Below are 15047 nucleotides of genomic sequence, written 5' to 3' on the forward strand. Positions count from 1 at the left end.
ATGACCCAGGCCCTTCCGCGCCGCATCAAGCTGGCCTTCATCCTGCAGGCCGTCCTGGGCAGCATCGTGATCACCGCCGGCGTGTTGCTGGCGGGCATCGGCGTGCGCCAGGGCATCGTGGCCGAGCGGATGCAGCGCGAGGCCGACCTGTTCTGGACCGGTCGCGCCGCCAGCCCGACCTACCCGCTGCCGCGCACGTCGACCATGGCCGGCTATCTCGAACCGGGTGCGCCGGGCGACCGCCACGTCCCGCGCGAGTTGCGCGAGCTGGAGCCGGGCCTGTACCCGCAGCGGCTGCTCGGCATGACCGACAACCGCCTCGACGTGCTGGTGGACCGGCAGCCGCAGGGCACGTTCTACCTGACCTTCAATGCCAGCCACATCGACCGGGCGGTGCTGGTCACCGCGCTGGTCTCGCTGGTGCTCTCGCTGCTGGCGACCTACCTGATCTCGTGGCTGACCTACCGCACGTCCAAGCGGCTGGTGGTGCCGGTCAGCTGGCTGGCCGGCGAGGTGGCCAAGTGGGACCCGCGCGATCCCGATGCCGACGCCATCCGCCCCGGCCGCCTGCCGCCGGATGCCGGCAGCGAGGTGCGGCGGCTGTCGCACGCGCTGGTCGGGCTGGCCGAGCGGGTCGCCGACTTCGTCGAACGCGAGCGCGATTTCACCCGCGATGCCAGCCACGAACTGCGCACGCCGCTGACGGTGATCCGCGTCGCCACCGACATGATGCTGGGCGACCCCGACACGCCGCCGCGCACGCTGCGGTCGCTGGCCCGGGTGCAGCGTGCCGGGCGCGACATGGAGGCGGTGATCGACGCCTTCCTGATCCTCGCGCGCGAGGCCGACATCGCCCCGCAGAGCGCGGAGTTCGAGGTCCGCGACATCGTCGACGACCAGGTCGAGCGGACCCGGCCGCTGCTGGCGTCCAAACCGGTCGCGATCGAGGTGGTCGACAACGGTGCGCCCAGGCTGTTCGGCCCGCCGCACGTGCTCGCGGTGATGATCGGCAACCTGCTGAGCAACGCGGTGCACTTCACCGACCACGGCGAGATCGAGGTGCGGCTGGAGCCCGACCGGATCGAGGTGCGCGACAGCGGCATCGGCATGGACGTCGAAACCCTCGCGCGCGCGTTCGAACCGTTCTACCGCGGCGACCCGGCGCGCGAGCCGGGCAGCGGCATGGGCCTGTCGATCGCGCGGCGGCTCGGTGACCGCATGGGCTGGCCGCTGCAGCTGCAGAGCGAGGTCGGGCGCGGCACGGTCGCGACCATCCGCTTCCGCGGTTGAGCGCCGGCCCGCCGGTCCGCGACGGCGCGTTATGCTCGGGCTTCCACCCGTGCGGAACCCTGCCATGCGCCGTTTCATGCTGCTGCCCCTGCTCGCACTCGCCATGACCGCAAACGCCCAGACCGCCCCGCAACCGAAGACCGCGCTGGTGATCCACGGTGGCGCCGGCTACGTGCCGCGCGAGTCGCTGTCCACCGAGGACGAGGCCGCCGCGCGCGCCGACCTCGAGCGCGCGCTGGAGGCCGGCCACGCGATCCTCGCTGCCGGCGGCGCCGCGCTCGACGCGGTGCAGGCCGCGGTGGTGGTGCTGGAGGAATCGCCGCGCTTCAACGCCGGGAAGGGCGCTGTGTTCAATGCCGAGGGCGGCCACGAACTCGATGCCTCGATCATGGAGGGCCACACCCGCCGCGCCGGAGCGGTGGCCGGCGTGACCACCGTGCGCAGCCCGATCACGCTGGCGCGCACGGTGATGGAGCACTCGCCGCACGTGATGCTGGCCGGCGCGGGCGCCGAGGCGTTCGCCGATTCGCGGCCGGAGATCGAGCGCGTCCCCAACGACTGGTTCGACACCGACAAGCGTCGCCGCGCGCTGGAGAAGGCGCAGCGCCAGGCCGCCGCCGGCGACGACGCGCCCGGCCAGTACTTCGGCACGGTCGGCGCGGTCGCGCTCGACGCCCACGGCCACATCGCCGCGGCGACCAGCACCGGCGGCATGACCAACAAGAAGTGGGGCCGGATCGGCGACTCGCCGGTGATCGGCGCTGGCACCTGGGCGGACGACCGCTGCGGCGTGTCGGGTACGGGCTGGGGCGAGTTCTACATCCGCAATGCGGTCGCCCACGACATCTGCGCGCGCGTCGCCTACCGCGGCGACTCGCTCGCCGACGCGGCCGGGGAAGTCGTCAACAGGATCGTACCGGCCGCCGGCGGCGATGGTGGCGCAATCGCGCTGGACGCCGACGGCAACATCGCGATGCCGTTCAACACCGGCACCATGTACCGCGCCTGGATCCGCCCGGACGGCAGCCGCGGCGTCGCGATCTTCGAGGATTGACGCCACCGGGCCGCGCGGGCGGCGCCTGCTGGTCTCGACGTCATCGGCGAAGGACGTGCCGGCGGGGATATGGCAAAATCCACCGTTCCTTCGTCGCCCCGCCCGCCGGATCCGGATCGATGCCGTTCCACGACGATCTCCAGTCCATCCGCGGCCGGCACCCGTCGGGCCGCCGTTCGCGGCCGCGTCCCGCCTGATGGCCGACCAGATCGGCCACCTGCCGCGCGGTCCGGCGCGGATGATGAAGGCGGCGAAGTGGTCGATCCAGGGCCTGGCGGCGGCGTGGTTGCACGAGTCGTCGTTCAGGCTCGAGGTCTACCTGTTCGTCCTGCTCGCGCCGCTGGGCTGGTGGCTGGGCGGATCGCCGGTGGAGCGGGTGCTGCTGATCGGCTCGATGCTGATGGTGCTGAGCGTCGAACTGCTCAATTCGTCGATCGAGGCGCTGATCGAGCGCTACGGTCCCGAGTTCCACGAGCTGGCCGGCCGGGCCAAGGACATGGGTTCGGCCGCGGTGTTCGTGCTGATGTTGAATGTGTTGCTGACCTGGGGGGCGTTGCTGCTCCCCCGCCTGTTCTGACTGCCGGGAAACGCCCGTGATTGAAATGCTGATGGATCCGGAAGTCTGGATCACCCTGATTACCCTGAGCGCGATCGAGATCGTGCTCGGCATCGACAACCTGGTCTTCATCTCGATCGCGGTCAGCAAGCTGCCGCCGCACCGGCGCGAGGTGGCCCGCAAGTTCGGCATCGCGGTGGCCTGCATCACCCGCATCTGCCTGCTGCTGACGCTGGCATGGCTGGCGGGGCTGACCAACGACCTGTTCCAGCTGTTCGGCCAGGGCATCTCGGTGCGCGACCTGGTGCTGATCCTCGGCGGCGCGTTCCTGATCATCAAGGGCTCGATGGAGATCAAGGACTCGATCATCGGCGAGGCCGAGGCCGAGGACATCCACACCCGGCCGGTGACCTCGTTCTGGGCGGTGATCGCGCAGATCGCGGTGATCGACATCGTGTTCTCGCTCGACTCGGTGATCGCCGCGGTCGGCATGGCCAACCAGACCTGGATCATGGTCTGCGCGATCCTGCTGGCGGTCGGCGTGATGCTGCTGGCGGCGACCCCGCTGGGCCGCTTCATCGAGCGCAACCCGACGGTCAAGATGCTGGCGCTGGCCTTCATCGTGCTGATCGGCGTGTACCTGGTGCTGGACGGCTTCGGGATGCACATCCCGAAGGGCTACGTGTACGGCGCGATGGGCTTCTCGGCGCTGGTCGAGATCCTCAACCTCTGGGCCAAGCGACGCGCGGCGATGCAGCGGGTCGGCGTCGACGCCTGACCCGGCGGCGGGACCGCGCCCCCGTGACACTCCCGCGGCGTGCTTCACGTCGCGGCCATTGCGCGCCGGCATGGCCGGTGGTGCAATGCGGGGCATCCTGCCCTGACGGAGTCGTGCCATGCGGATCCTGCTCGTCGTACTGCTCGCCGGCCTGCTGAGCGGCTGCGGCTACAACACCATCCAGCAGAAGGACGAGGCCGTCAGCGCGGCCTGGTCGCAGGTGCTGAACGTCTACAAGCGCCGCGCCGACCTGGTGCCGAACCTGGTCGCGACCGTGCGCGGTTACGCGGCGCATGAGCAGCAGGTGCTGACCCAGGTCACCGAGGCGCGCTCGCGGGTCGGCTCGATCAACGTCAACGCCGACGATCCGGCATCGATCGAGCAGTTCCAGCAGGCCCAGGGCCAGTTGCAGAGCGCGATCGGGCGGCTGCTGCTGGTCAGCGAGAACTACCCGCAACTCAAAGCCGACCAGAACTTCCTGCAGTTGCAGGCGCAGCTGGAAGGCACCGAGAACCGCATCACCGTCGAGCGCCAGCGCTACATCGAGACGGTGCAGGACTACAACACCTACATCCGCAAGTTCCCGGTCAACCTGACCGCGATGGTGTTCGGCTACGACACCAAGCCGAACTTCAGCGTCGAGAACGAGCAGCAGATCCAGCAGCCGCCGCAGGTCGACTTCGGTGCGCCGGCGCCGGCGACTGCCCCCGCGCCGCAGGCCCCGGCTCCGCAGCAACCGGCACCGGCCGGCGGTTGAGCCGGTTGATCGCACGCCGCCCGGGACTGCGGTCATGCGCCTGATGCGGGCAGCGACGTGGATGTCCGTAACCGGGCGCGCGCCGGTGCGGGCGTCCGCCTGGCTCGTGGCGATGCTGCTTTGGCTGGCCTGTGCGGTCGCCCAGGCCCAGCAGCTGGCGCCGATCCCGGCGCTGGACTCGCCCGTCGTCGACACCACCGGCACCCTCGACGCCGCCACGCGCCGGCAACTTGAAGCGCAGGCGCTCGCCCTGCAGCAGCGCAAGGGCGCCCAGCTGCAGGTGCTGATGGTGCCGACCACCCAGCCCGAGGACATCGCCCAGTACGCGGTGCGCGTGTTCGACCAGTGGCGGCTCGGGCGCGAGAAGGTCGACGACGGCGTGCTGCTGGTGGTCGCCAGGGATGACCGGCGGGTGCGGATCGAGGTCGGCTACGGGCTGGAAGGCGCGATTCCCGACGCGACCGCGATCCGGGTGATCCAGGAGTACGTGGTGCCGCGGTTCCGCGCCGGCGACTACGCCGGCGGCATCGTCGACGCGACCGCGGCGCTGGTCGGGCTGATCGACGGCGAGCCGCTGCCCGCGCCGATGGCCGAGCCCGCCCGCGATGCGCGCGGAGGGGGCGGCAGCTGGCTGTTCGCATTGTTCGCGGCTTTCGTCGTTGCCCAGTTCGCGCGCGGCATCCTCGGCTCGGCCGCGCGCCCCGTCCGGGGCGTCGGAACCGCGCTCGCGGCCGGCGGGGTCGCGTGGCTGCTGTCGTCGGTGCTGTTCGGTGGCATCGCGGCCGTGGGCGGGCTGCTGTTCGGGCTGGCCAGCAGCTCCGGCGGGCGTTTCGCCGCCGACCGCGGCTGGGGCGGCTACGGCGGCTGGGGTGGAGGTGGTGGCTGGGGCGGTGGCGGCGGCTTCGGTGGCGGCGGTGGCTTCGGCGGAGGCGGCTGGGGCGGTGGCGGTGGCATGAGCGGTGGCGGCGGCGCCTCCGGCAGCTGGTGAGGACGGGTTGATGCGTTGGCTCAGGCACCTCTTCGCACCATCGGCCCGGCGGCTGTACCCGGAAGCGTCGCTGCAGCGGATCACCGCGGCGATCGCGGCCAGCGAGCTGCGCCACACCGGCGAGATCTGCTTCGCGGTGGAGGCCGCATTGCCGCTGCAGGCGGTGCTGGCCGGCACCGACGCGCGCGACCGTGCCCGCGATGCCTTCGCCCGGCTGCGGGTGTGGGACACCGCGGCCAACAACGGCGTGCTGCTGTACCTGCTGCTGGCCGACCATCGCATCGAGATCGTCGCCGACCGCGCCTTCGACACGCTGGTGGGCGACGCCCAATGGCAGGGCGCGTGCCTTCTGGTCGAGGAGCGCCTGCGCGCCGGCGAACCGGAGGCCGCGGTGCTGGCCGGCATCGACGCGCTGTCGGACATCATCGCCGCGCACTTTCCGCACAATGGCGACGCGGTCGACCACGACGAGCTGCCCAACGTCCCGCACCTGCTCTGAGCGGTCGCGCGGGTCGGCAAGCGGCGTGATGGTCGGGCACAATGACCGCTGCCCCGGCCAGTCCCGCGCTCAATGACCATCCTCCATCAGATCGACCCGGTCGCCATCGGCCTCGGCCCGCTGCAGGTGCACTGGTACGGGATCATGTACCTGATCGGCTTCGGCCTGGCGTGGTGGCTCGGGCGCCGCCGCGTGCGCGCCGGCCGGTTGCCGGGTGTCAACGAGCAGGCGTTCGGCGACCTGCTGTTCTACGGCATGCTCGGCGTGGTGCTGGGCGGCCGGATCGGCTACGTGCTGTTCTACGGTTTCCAGGACCTTGTGCGCGACCCGCTGATGCTCATCCGCATCTGGGAAGGCGGCATGAGTTTCCACGGCGGCCTGCTGGGCGTGCTGGCCGCGACCTGGTGGTGGGCGCGCCGGCATCGGCTGCACTTCTTCGACGTGGCCGATTTCGTCGCGCCGCTGGTGCCGCCCGGGCTGGGCTTCGGGCGGCTGGGCAACTATATCGGCGGCGAGCTGTGGGGCCGGCCGACCGACGCCGGCTGGGGCGTGGTGTTCCCGCGCGCGCCGGAATTCGCCGGCTGGACCCAGGAGCAGCTGCAGGCGCAGTTCGCCGCCGGCGCACTCGACCGCTTCGCCCGTCATCCATCGCAGCTGTACCAGGCCGCGCTCGAGGGGCTGGCGATGTTCTGCATCCTCTGGTGGTTCTCCAGCCGCCCGCGGCCGCGCTACGCGGTGTCGGGCATGTTCGCGCTGCTGTACGGCGTGTTCCGGTTCGCGGTGGAGTTCGTGCGCGAGCCCGACGCGCAGCTGGGCTACCTCGCCTTTGGCTGGCTGACCATGGGCCAGCTGCTGAGCCTGCCGCTGGTGCTGGTCGGACTGTTCTGGCTGTGGCTGTCGCGCCGCCAGCCGACCGTGCAGCCCGTGGCCGGGCAGGGGGCATAACAGCGATGCGGCAGTACCTCGACCTGCTGCGCCACGTGCTGGAGCACGGCGCCGACAAGTCCGACCGCACCGGCACCGGCACGCGTTCGGTGTTCGGCTGGCAGATGCGGTTCGACCTCAACGAAGGCTTCCCGCTGGTCACCACCAAGAAGCTGCACCTGCGCTCGATCGTGCACGAGTTGCTGTGGTTCCTGCGCGGCGAGACCAACGTGGCCTACCTGAAGGACCACAAAGTCCGCATCTGGGACGAGTGGGCCGACGACGAAGGCGAGCTCGGCCCGGTCTACGGCAAGCAGTGGCGGCGCTGGACGGGTGCCGACGGCATCGAGATCGACCAGATCAAGTGGGTGGTCGAGGAGATCAAGCGCAACCCGGACTCGCGCCGGCTGATCGTGTCGGCCTGGAACGTCGCCGACCTGTCAGCGATGGCGCTGATGCCCTGCCACACCCTGTTCCAGTTCTACGTGGTCGACGGCAGGCTCAGTTGCCAGCTGTACCAGCGCAGCGGCGACATCTTCCTCGGCGTGCCGTTCAACATCGCCAGCTACGCGCTGCTGACCCACATGGTCGCGCAGGCCTGCGGGCTCGGTGTCGGCGATTTCGTGCACACGCTGGGCGACGCGCACCTGTACTCGAATCATTTCGAGCAGGCGCGCGAACAACTGTCGCGCGAACCGCGGCCGCTGCCGACGCTGGCACTCGACCCGGCGGTCACCGACCTGTTCGCGTTCGGCTACGGCGACATCGCCATCCACGGGTACGAGCCGCACCCGGCGATCAAGGCACCGGTGGCGGTCTGATGCCGGCGGGCGCTGCACCCGTCGAGCTGTCACTGGTCGCCGCGCTGGACCGCAACGGCGCCATCGGCCGCGGCAACGCGCTGCCGTGGCGGCTGCCGGACGACCTCAAGCGGTTCAAGGCGCTGACGCTCGGCAAGCCGGTGCTGATGGGCCGCCGGACCGCGCAGTCGCTGGGTCGCGCGCTGCCCGGCCGGCGCAACCTGGTGCTGACGCGTTCCGGGGTGGTGCCGTACGACGGCATGCAGGCGGTGGCGTCGGTGGACGAGGCCGTTGCGCTGGCCGCGGCTGATGCCGCGCCGGAGCTGTGCGTCATCGGCGGTGGTGAGGTGTACGCGCTGTGTCTTGCGCGTGCGGTACGCATGCACCTGACCCATGTCGAGGTCGCGGTCGCGGGTGCGGATGCGTTCTTCCCCGCGTTCGATCCTTCGCAGTGGGAAGTGGTACGGCGCGAGCCGCACGGTGCCGATGGCCGGCACGCGTGCGCGTTCGAATTCGTCGATTACCGGCGCAGGTGAGTCAGCGCCGGCCGCGCGGTCGCGGCTTCGGGGGATTTGCCGGCACGTCGCGGCCGGCCACCTGCACCACGCGCAGTTCCCCGGAATCGAGCTGCAGCGCGGTCAACTTCCCACCCCACACGGCGCCGGTGTCGATCGCGTGCACGCCGTGGCCGATGAACAGCCCGAGCGCCGACCAGTGGCCGCAGACGATCTTCAGGTCGCGCTCGGCGCGGCCGGGCACCGCGTACCACGGGTACAGGCCGGGCGGCTGGGTGCCGGGCACGCCCTTGTCCTCGTAGGAGATCCGCCCGCGCGGCGAGCAGTAGCGCAGGCGGGTGCAGATGTTGATGATCGCGCGGTGGCGGTCGATGCCGCCCAGCCGCGGGTTCCAGACCGGGCCGTCGCCGTACATGTTCTTCAGCAGGCGCTGGTACTGGTCGCCCTGCAGCCGCTCCTCGATCTCGCGGCCGTGCTTCTCCGCCAGTTGCGTCGTCCACTTCGGCGCGAGTCCGGCGTGCACCATCATCCAGCCCAGCGCGCGGTCGACGTGCACCAGCTTCTGCCGGCGCAGCCACGACAGCAGGGTGTCGGCGTCCTCGGCCAGCACCACGCGCTGCAGGTCGGGGTTGACCTTGCGCTGCTCCTCCTCGCGCCGCTCGCCGATCGCCAGCAGCGACAGGTCGTGGTTGCCGAGCACGACGGTGGCGTTGTCGCGCAGCGAATGCACCAGCCGCAGCGTCTCCAGCGACTGGCCGCCGCGGTTGACGAGGTCACCGCAGAACCACAACCGGTCCTTCGCGGGGTCGAACGCGATCTTCTCCAGCAGCCGCTGGGTCGCGTCGTAACAGCCCTGCAGGTCGCCGATGGCCCATACGGTCATGTCGGCGCCCTCAGTGCAGCGTGCGCGGCACGGCCAGGGTGAACGCCGGGATCGGCGCGTCGAACACGGTGCCGTCGTCGGCCTCGAGCGAGTAACTGCCTTCCATCGTGCCCAGGTCGGTCTCCAGCACGGCGCCGGAGGTGTACTCGAAACCCTCGCCGGGCCGCAGCCGCGGCTGCTCGCCGACCACCCCGTCGCCGCGCACTTCCTGCACCCGCCCGGTGGCGTCGGTGATCACCCAGTGGCGCGACATCAGCCGTGCCGCGACGGTGCCGCGGTTGCGGATGGTGATGGTGTACGCGAACACGTAGCGGTCCTGCGCGGGCTCGGACTGCTCGTCGAGGTAGCGCGTGGCGACGTCGATGTCGAAGGCGTATTCGGTGCTGCGTTCCATGCGGACAGTGTAAGTCGAGGCCGGGTGAAGCGGGCATGCGGGATGCACGCCGGCGGTGTCGCGTCAGCGCGGCAGCGAGTTTGCCAGCCGCACGAAGTCGGCAACCGGGACCTGCTCCGCGCGCGCGTCGGGGCGGATGCCGGCGGCCTCGATCGCAGCCGCGTCGCAGACCTGCGACAGCGCGTTGCGCAGGGTCTTGCGGCGCTGGCCGAAGGCGTCGCGGACGACCCGCGCGAACGTCGCCGGGTCGTCGATGCCGACCGTGTCCGCCGCGCGCGGCACAAGCCGCACCACCGCCGAGTCGACTTTAGGCGGCGGCCGGAACGCGCCCGGCGGCACGGTGAACAGCGGCGTCACCGTGCAGTAGGCCTGCAGCATCACGCTGAGCCGTCCGTAGACCTTGCTGCCGGGGCCGGCGGCCATGCGTTCGACCACTTCCTTCTGCAGCATGAAGGTCATGTCGCTGATCGCCGGGGCGTGCTCGAGCGCATGGAACAGGATCGGCGAGGACAGGTTGTACGGCAGGTTGCCGACCAGCCGGATGCGGCCTTCCGGAGCGTCGTGGGCGAGTTCGCCGAAGTCGACCTTGAGCACGTCGCGATGGATCACGCTCAGCTCGCCGTGCGCGCGCGCGGCCTCGGTCAGCGGCGCGATCAGGTCGCGGTCGAACTCGATGACGGTCATCCGGCCGTGGCGGTCGAGCAGCGGGAAGGTGATGGCGCCCTGGCCCGGGCCGATCTCGACCAGCTGGTCGCCCGGCTTCGGGTTCACCGCCTGGACGATGCGGTCGATGACCGTGCGCTCATGCAGGAAGTTCTGGCCGAGGTGCTTCTTCGGCGGTTCGCTGAAACGGGTGGTGCTCATGGTTCGGTTCCGGTGGCGGCGGCCCGTGCGGCGAAACGCGTCGCGGCCATGCGCGCGCAGGTGTCGGCCGCGGCGAACAGGCTGGACGGGTCGGCCCGCCCCGTGCCGGCGAGGTCGAGCGCGGTGCCGTGGTCGACCGCGACCCGCGGGTAGGGCAGGCCGAGGGTGAGGTTGACCGCCTGCTCGAAACCGCTGAACTTGAGCACCGGCAGGCCCTGGTCGTGGTACATCGCCAGCACGGCGTCGGTGTCGCGCAGCTTCCCGGGGAGGAAAGCGGTGTCGGCCGGCAGCGGGCCCGTCAGTCGCATGCCCTCGTCGCGCAGCGCGGCCAGGACTGGGCGGATGACGTGGATTTCCTCGTCGCCGAGCACGCCATCCTCGCCGGCATGCGGGTTCAGTCCGAGCACGGTGATGGCGGGTGCGTCGATGCCGAAGTCGCGCTGCAGCGCCCGGTGCAGGACCCGCAGCACCGCTTCCAGCGACCCGCGGGTGATCGCGTCGGGCACCTGCCGCAGCGGCAGGTGGGTGGTGGCCAGCGCGACCCGGACCGTCGGATTGGCCAGCATCATCACCACGTCGCTGCCGGCCTGGGTGGCCAGCAGTTCGGTGGTACCGCTGTAGGGGATGCCGCCGGCGTTGATCGAGGCCTTGTGGACCGGGCCGGTCACCACGCCGTCGAAACGTCCGTCGAGGCAGGCCGTGCCCGCCGCGAGCAGGGCGTCGATGACGGCGCGCGCGTTGAGCGGGTCGGCGTGCCCGAAGCGGGCCGGCGCGACGTTGGGGATCTCGACCAGCGGCAATTCGCCGGGGCGGTCGCCGGGGGCGTCGGGTGCGGTGAGGGTGATCGGCAGGCCGAGCGCGGCAGCTGCCGCCTGCAGGGTGGCGCGGTCGCCGAATGCGGTCAGCGAGTGCCCGCGCGGGCGATGGGCGAGCCGGATGCAGAGCTCCGGCCCGACGCCGGCCGGCTCACCCGGGACCAGCGCGAGCCGGGGCGGGCGCACTCAGTCGCCGGAAGCCGGGGTTTCGGCGGGCGCGGCGTCGGCGGCCTGGGCCTCCGCGGCGGCGCCGGTGCGGAAGTCGACGAACGCCTCGCCGCGCATCTCGCGCAGGAACCGGTTCCACTCTTCTTCCAGCTTTCGCCGACCGATGGTCTCGCGGGCCTGGGCGCGCTCGTTCTCGTCGCCGACGTCGGCCTCGCGGGTGCCGGTGCGCTTGACGATGTGCCAGCCGGCCTGGGTGCGGAACGGCGCCGATACGCCACCGTCGGCCAGTGCCGCGACCTGCGCGCCGAAGTCGGGGCCGAACTGGTCGCGGGTGAACCAGCCCAGGTCGCCACCGGACGCCTGCGAACTCGGGTCGTCGGAGTGCTCGCGGGCGAGCTCGGCAAAATCGGCGCCGCCAACGATGCGGGCGTGCAGGGTGTCGGCTTCGGCCTTCGCCTGCTCGGCGCTGATGGTGTCGTCGACGCGGACCAGGATGTGGCTCGCGCGCAGTTGGGTCACCATCGACGGTCCGCCCTGGCCGGCCGCGCGGGTATCGACCAGCTGCAGCAGCTGGAAGCCGCTCGGACCGCGGATCGGGTCGGTCACCTGGCCCGGCGACATCTGCCGGACCAGCGCGGCGAACGCGGCCGGGATCTCGCTCGCGCCGCGCCAGCCGAGGTCGCCGCCTTCCAGCGCGTTGGGGCTGTCGGAATAGCGCACCGCCGCGGCCGCGAAGTCCATCTCGCCGCGCTCGAGCAGGCCCCTGATGCCGAGGATCTTCTGCTCGCCGGTGGCGATCTGCTCGGGGGTGGCGCCCTCGGGCAGCGCGACCAGGATGTGCGCGAGGTGGTACTGCTCGCCGGTGGCCTGCTGCGACTCGAGCGCGGCGTCCACCTCGGCGTCGCTGACCGACACCTGGGTCTGGGCGAAGCGCTGGCGCAGGCGCTGCACCAGCAGCTCGTCGCGGATCGAGTCGCGGAACTGCTCGAACGAACTGCCGTCGGCGGCGAGCTGGGCGCGGAGCTGTTCGACGCTGACGCGGTTCTGCGCGGCGATCGCGGCGATGGCCTGGTCGACCTCCTGGTCGCTCACGCGCACGCCGGTGGCCTCGGCGCGGGCGACCTGCAGCTTCAGCAGCACCAGCCGTTCGGCGACCTGGCGCTCGAGCACGTCCGGCGGCGGCAACTGGTCGGCGCGACCGGCGTACTGCGCACGGATGTTGGCGACCGCGCGGTCAAGCTCGCTCTGGAGGATGACGCCTTCGTCGACCACCACCGCGATGCCGTCGATCGGCTGCACCTGCTGCGCCTGCACGGTCGCCGACAGCAGCGTGGCGGCGAGGACACACGCGAAAAATTTCTTCATGGGATCGGATCGAGGGAGTTGTCGAAATTGCCGGCGTCCACGGTGGAGGGCGGCACGAGATACAGATCGTCGCGATCGTATCCGAGAATAGCACGGCTCAGGATTTCCTCGGATTTCTGGCCGGCCGAGCCGAGCCCCTTCAGCTCGAATTCCAGCCGCAGCGAATCGTCGAGGTCGCCGTTGCGCTCGCGGATGTAGCGCCGCGCGATCAGGCGCACGGCCATGCAGCAGCTTTCCCACTGCACGCCGGCGATCGACTCGATCAGCTTGCGGTCCTCGATCGAGTAGTAGTAGCGCCCCACCGCGCTCCAGTTCTGGTTGATCGGGTACAGGAACGACAGGTCGACCTGCTCGGTCAGGCCGCGGCGGTAGCGGTAGCCGAGGTTGACCACGCCGGTGTCGCCGATCAGGTAGCGGGTGCGGATGCTGGCGAGGTCCTGGCGGCGGTATTTCGGGTCCCACTGGTAGGCGGCGTTGATGCTCCAGCGGTCGCTCGGCGACACGCCCAGCTCGGCCACCCACGCGGACTCGCCGCGTTCGACCGGCGTCTCGTTCGGCGCCACCACCCGGCTGTCCTCGAAGTAGTGGATCTGGCCGAGGCTGGCGGTCAGGCGCTCACGGCCGTCCTCGCGGCTGATCAGGCGGGTGGTCAGCGCGGTGGTCAGCTGGTTGGCGTCGACCTGGCGGTCGGGGCCGGTGTAGCGGTTGTCGCGGAACAGCTGGCCCCAGCTGAAGGTCATCGGCCGGGTGTCGAAGACAGGCAGGCCGGACTGGTCCTCGTACGGGATGTTGAGGTAGTAGATCCGCGGTTCCAGCGTCTGCAGCCAGGCCTCGTCGCGGAACACGAACTCGCGGTCGAAGAACAGGCCGGCGTCGAGCGAGGCGATCGGCAGGCTGCGGCTGGGCGAGGCGTCGCCGCCGTTGCTCGCCGCCAGCGCGTCGTCGAGCTGGTAGCTGGTGTGGCGCCAGGCGAACTTCGGCGTGGCGAACCAGCCGTTGCCTTCCAGCGGCATCGCCAGGTAGGGCTTGAGGTCGAGCCGGCTGCCCTCGTCGCGGATGTCGTGGCGGAACTGCACCGCCTCGGCGTTGACGCCCAGCTCCAGCCAATCGCCGAACGGCTGCGCGTAGTTGAGGAACGCGCGCGGCATCCGGTCGTACTGGAGGTTGCGTTCGGTCAGGGTGTAGTCGGCCAGCTGGTTGTGGTCGGCCATCAGGCCGGCGTCCCAATGCATGCCGCGGCCGAACAGGCCGACCTCGCTGCGCAGGTTCCACGCCGACACGCCGAACTGGCTGTTGCTGAAGTCTTCCAGGTAGTGCGTGTCGCTGACCCAGCCCACGTTGGCCATCGCGTGCCAGTGGCTGCCGAGGTTGTGCACGCCCTTGAAGCGGAACTGCCCGCGGTTGTCGGTCGGCAGGCCCTGCTCGGGGCCGGCCAGGTAGCGGTCGGGCTCGTCCTCGGGCAGCTTGTCCTCGGGCATCCATTCGCCCCAGAACTCGCCGCGGCCGCCGGAGTACAGCCAGCGGAACTCCCCGCCCAGTTGCACGCCGCGCTGGGTCATGATGCGCGGGGTCAGCGTGGCGTCGTAGTTCGGCGCGAGGTTGAGGTAGACCGGCTGGCGCCAGTCGAATCCGTTGCGGCTGGACATCCGGATCGACGGCCACAGCAGGCCGGTGCGGCGCCGGTCGTCGATCGGGAACATCAGCCACGGCACGTACAGCACCGGCACCTTGCCGATGCGCACCGTCGCGTTGTGGGCAACGCCCATGCCTTCGGCGGTGTCGATGTCGATGCGCTGCGCGCGCAGTTCCCACGAGCGTTGCGAGGGCGGGCAGGTCGAGTAGGTCGAACCCACCAGCGCGCCCTGGTCGCCTTGCAGCTCGATGCGCTCGGCGCCGCCGTTGCCGCGCCGCCGGGTCAGCTGGTAGCGCAGGTCCTCGATGACGTGGCGGTCGGCTTCCTGGTCGCCGTGCGCGCGCTCGGCGACGATGCGCATGCCCGAGTCCTGGTAGCGCACGCTGCCTTCGGCGACGTAGGTGCCTTCCTCGCTGTGGTAGGTCAGCTTGTCGGTGCCGAGGAACTGGTCGCCGCGGCTGAGTTCGACGTTGCCCTGGAACACCGCGCTGTCTTCCTGCATCGCGTTGAGCGCGTCGCCGGAAATGTCGGTGGGCAGGGTGGTGCGGTCCTCCTCCGGCACCGGCTCCGACAGCGGGACATCGGCGAAGGCCGGTACGGCGTCCTCGATCGGGCACAGCCCCCAGTCCTCGGAGTCCTCGGCGGCGTAGGCCGGAAGGGCCATCGCGATGCACAGCGACAACGGGAGCAGGCGGAAGCTGGGGTGCACGCGGCCATCCACAAGGCGGAAACGGTCGCTAGCTTGCCGTATCGCCGTGGGGGCG

16 protein-coding genes are annotated in these 15047 nt (G+C 70.9%); 10 read left to right on the forward strand and 6 right to left on the reverse strand.

The genetic code is table 11. From position 1 onward, the window contains the following. The 10 genes from N799_RS07045 to N799_RS07090 all read left to right on the forward strand — a co-directional run bounded on the left by N799_RS07045 (position 1) and on the right by N799_RS07090 (position 8182). Positions 1–1290: a sensor histidine kinase gene (locus N799_RS07045; protein ID WP_036209983.1), complete on the forward strand. Its 1290-nt coding sequence runs from the start codon at positions 1–3 to the stop codon at positions 1288–1290. 64 nt (positions 1291–1354) lie between these two features. Further along, positions 1355–2344 carry an isoaspartyl peptidase/L-asparaginase family protein gene (locus N799_RS07050; protein ID WP_081974771.1) on the forward strand — a complete coding sequence of 330 codons (990 nt, stop codon included), beginning with the start codon at positions 1355–1357 and terminating at the stop codon, positions 2342–2344. A 196-nt stretch (positions 2345–2540) separates the two neighbouring features. Next, on the forward strand, positions 2541–2921 hold the full coding sequence (locus tag N799_RS07055; RefSeq protein ID WP_036209986.1) for a diacylglycerol kinase: 381 nt from the start codon (positions 2541–2543) through the stop codon (positions 2919–2921). 25 nt (positions 2922–2946) lie between these two features. Further along, on the forward strand, positions 2947–3678 hold the full coding sequence (locus N799_RS07060; RefSeq protein WP_036209988.1) for a TerC family protein: 732 nt from the start codon (positions 2947–2949) through the stop codon (positions 3676–3678). A gap of 118 nt (positions 3679–3796) precedes the next feature. After that, a complete protein-coding gene (locus N799_RS07065; RefSeq protein WP_036209991.1) occupies positions 3797–4435 on the forward strand; it encodes a LemA family protein in 639 nt (212 codons plus the stop codon). Between the two features lie 61 nt (positions 4436–4496). Then, the gene (locus N799_RS07070) at positions 4497–5423 is read left to right on the forward strand and encodes a TPM domain-containing protein (protein WP_081974793.1); all 927 of its coding nucleotides are present in this window, start codon (positions 4497–4499) and stop codon (positions 5421–5423) included. A 10-nt stretch (positions 5424–5433) separates the two neighbouring features. After that, entirely contained in the window at positions 5434–5922 is a 489-nt protein-coding gene (locus N799_RS07075; protein WP_036209994.1) for a TPM domain-containing protein, read from the forward strand. A 72-nt stretch (positions 5923–5994) separates the two neighbouring features. Next, positions 5995–6867, forward strand: a complete 873-nt coding sequence (gene lgt / locus N799_RS07080; protein ID WP_036209997.1) for a prolipoprotein diacylglyceryl transferase — start codon at positions 5995–5997, stop codon at positions 6865–6867. A gap of 5 nt (positions 6868–6872) precedes the next feature. Beyond that, positions 6873–7667, forward strand: coding sequence for a thymidylate synthase (locus N799_RS07085; RefSeq protein ID WP_036210001.1), 795 nt, complete (start codon positions 6873–6875; stop codon positions 7665–7667). Continuing rightward, positions 7667–8182: a dihydrofolate reductase gene (locus tag N799_RS07090; RefSeq protein ID WP_036210004.1), complete on the forward strand. Its 516-nt coding sequence runs from the start codon at positions 7667–7669 to the stop codon at positions 8180–8182. The genes N799_RS07085 and N799_RS07090 overlap by 1 nt, the downstream gene beginning before the upstream one ends. A 1-nt stretch (position 8183) precedes the next feature. Here the strand turns inward: N799_RS07090 and N799_RS07095 are convergent, their stop codons facing one another. From N799_RS07095 to lptD, 6 genes are all read right to left on the reverse strand, one after another. Then, the gene (locus N799_RS07095) at positions 8184–9044 is read right to left on the reverse strand and encodes a symmetrical bis(5'-nucleosyl)-tetraphosphatase (RefSeq protein WP_081974773.1); all 861 of its coding nucleotides are present in this window, start codon (positions 9042–9044) and stop codon (positions 8184–8186) included. Positions 9045–9054: 10 nt separating this feature from the next. Further along, positions 9055–9438: a Co2+/Mg2+ efflux protein ApaG gene (apaG, locus tag N799_RS07100; protein WP_036210007.1), complete on the reverse strand. Its 384-nt coding sequence runs from the start codon at positions 9436–9438 to the stop codon at positions 9055–9057. Between the two features lie 63 nt (positions 9439–9501). After that, entirely contained in the window at positions 9502–10302 is an 801-nt protein-coding gene (gene rsmA / locus N799_RS07105) for a 16S rRNA (adenine(1518)-N(6)/adenine(1519)-N(6))-dimethyltransferase RsmA (RefSeq protein ID WP_036210010.1), read from the reverse strand. Then, on the reverse strand, positions 10299–11303 hold the full coding sequence (pdxA, locus tag N799_RS07110) for a 4-hydroxythreonine-4-phosphate dehydrogenase PdxA (protein WP_036210013.1): 1005 nt from the start codon (positions 11301–11303) through the stop codon (positions 10299–10301). Before pdxA ends, rsmA begins: the two co-directional genes overlap by 4 nt. Next, positions 11304–12650 carry a peptidylprolyl isomerase gene (locus N799_RS07115; protein ID WP_036210015.1) on the reverse strand — a complete coding sequence of 449 codons (1347 nt, stop codon included), beginning with the start codon at positions 12648–12650 and terminating at the stop codon, positions 11304–11306. Further along, the gene (lptD, locus tag N799_RS07120; RefSeq protein ID WP_238978834.1) at positions 12647–14992 is read right to left on the reverse strand and encodes an LPS assembly protein LptD; all 2346 of its coding nucleotides are present in this window, start codon (positions 14990–14992) and stop codon (positions 12647–12649) included. Before lptD ends, N799_RS07115 begins: the two co-directional genes overlap by 4 nt. Positions 14993–15047: the final 55 nt, after the last annotated feature.

Source organism: Lysobacter arseniciresistens ZS79 (assembly GCF_000768335.1).
Lineage (GTDB): Bacteria > Pseudomonadota > Gammaproteobacteria > Xanthomonadales > Xanthomonadaceae > Novilysobacter > Novilysobacter arseniciresistens.

Excerpts from the sequence above, each read along its gene's own strand:
- N799_RS07045 (WP_036209983.1), top strand. The coding sequence starts at position 1 with ATGACCCAGGCCCTTCCGCGCCGCATCAAGCTGGCCTTCATCCTGCAG.
- N799_RS07050 (WP_081974771.1), top strand. The coding sequence starts at position 1,355 with ATGCGCCGTTTCATGCTGCTGCCCCTGCTCGCACTCGCCATGACCGCA.
- N799_RS07055 (WP_036209986.1), top strand. The coding sequence starts at position 2,541 with ATGGCCGACCAGATCGGCCACCTGCCGCGCGGTCCGGCGCGGATGATG.
- N799_RS07060 (WP_036209988.1), top strand. The coding sequence starts at position 2,947 with ATGCTGATGGATCCGGAAGTCTGGATCACCCTGATTACCCTGAGCGCG.
- N799_RS07065 (WP_036209991.1), top strand. The coding sequence starts at position 3,797 with ATGCGGATCCTGCTCGTCGTACTGCTCGCCGGCCTGCTGAGCGGCTGC.
- N799_RS07070 (WP_081974793.1), top strand. The coding sequence starts at position 4,497 with ATGTCCGTAACCGGGCGCGCGCCGGTGCGGGCGTCCGCCTGGCTCGTG.
- N799_RS07075 (WP_036209994.1), top strand. The coding sequence starts at position 5,434 with ATGCGTTGGCTCAGGCACCTCTTCGCACCATCGGCCCGGCGGCTGTAC.
- lgt (WP_036209997.1), top strand. The coding sequence starts at position 5,995 with ATGACCATCCTCCATCAGATCGACCCGGTCGCCATCGGCCTCGGCCCG.
- N799_RS07085 (WP_036210001.1), top strand. The coding sequence starts at position 6,873 with ATGCGGCAGTACCTCGACCTGCTGCGCCACGTGCTGGAGCACGGCGCC.
- N799_RS07090 (WP_036210004.1), top strand. The coding sequence starts at position 7,667 with ATGCCGGCGGGCGCTGCACCCGTCGAGCTGTCACTGGTCGCCGCGCTG.
- N799_RS07095 (WP_081974773.1), bottom strand. The coding sequence starts at position 9,044 with ATGACCGTATGGGCCATCGGCGACCTGCAGGGCTGTTACGACGCGACC.
- apaG (WP_036210007.1), bottom strand. The coding sequence starts at position 9,438 with ATGGAACGCAGCACCGAATACGCCTTCGACATCGACGTCGCCACGCGC.
- rsmA (WP_036210010.1), bottom strand. The coding sequence starts at position 10,302 with ATGAGCACCACCCGTTTCAGCGAACCGCCGAAGAAGCACCTCGGCCAG.
- N799_RS07115 (WP_036210015.1), bottom strand. The coding sequence starts at position 12,650 with ATGAAGAAATTTTTCGCGTGTGTCCTCGCCGCCACGCTGCTGTCGGCG.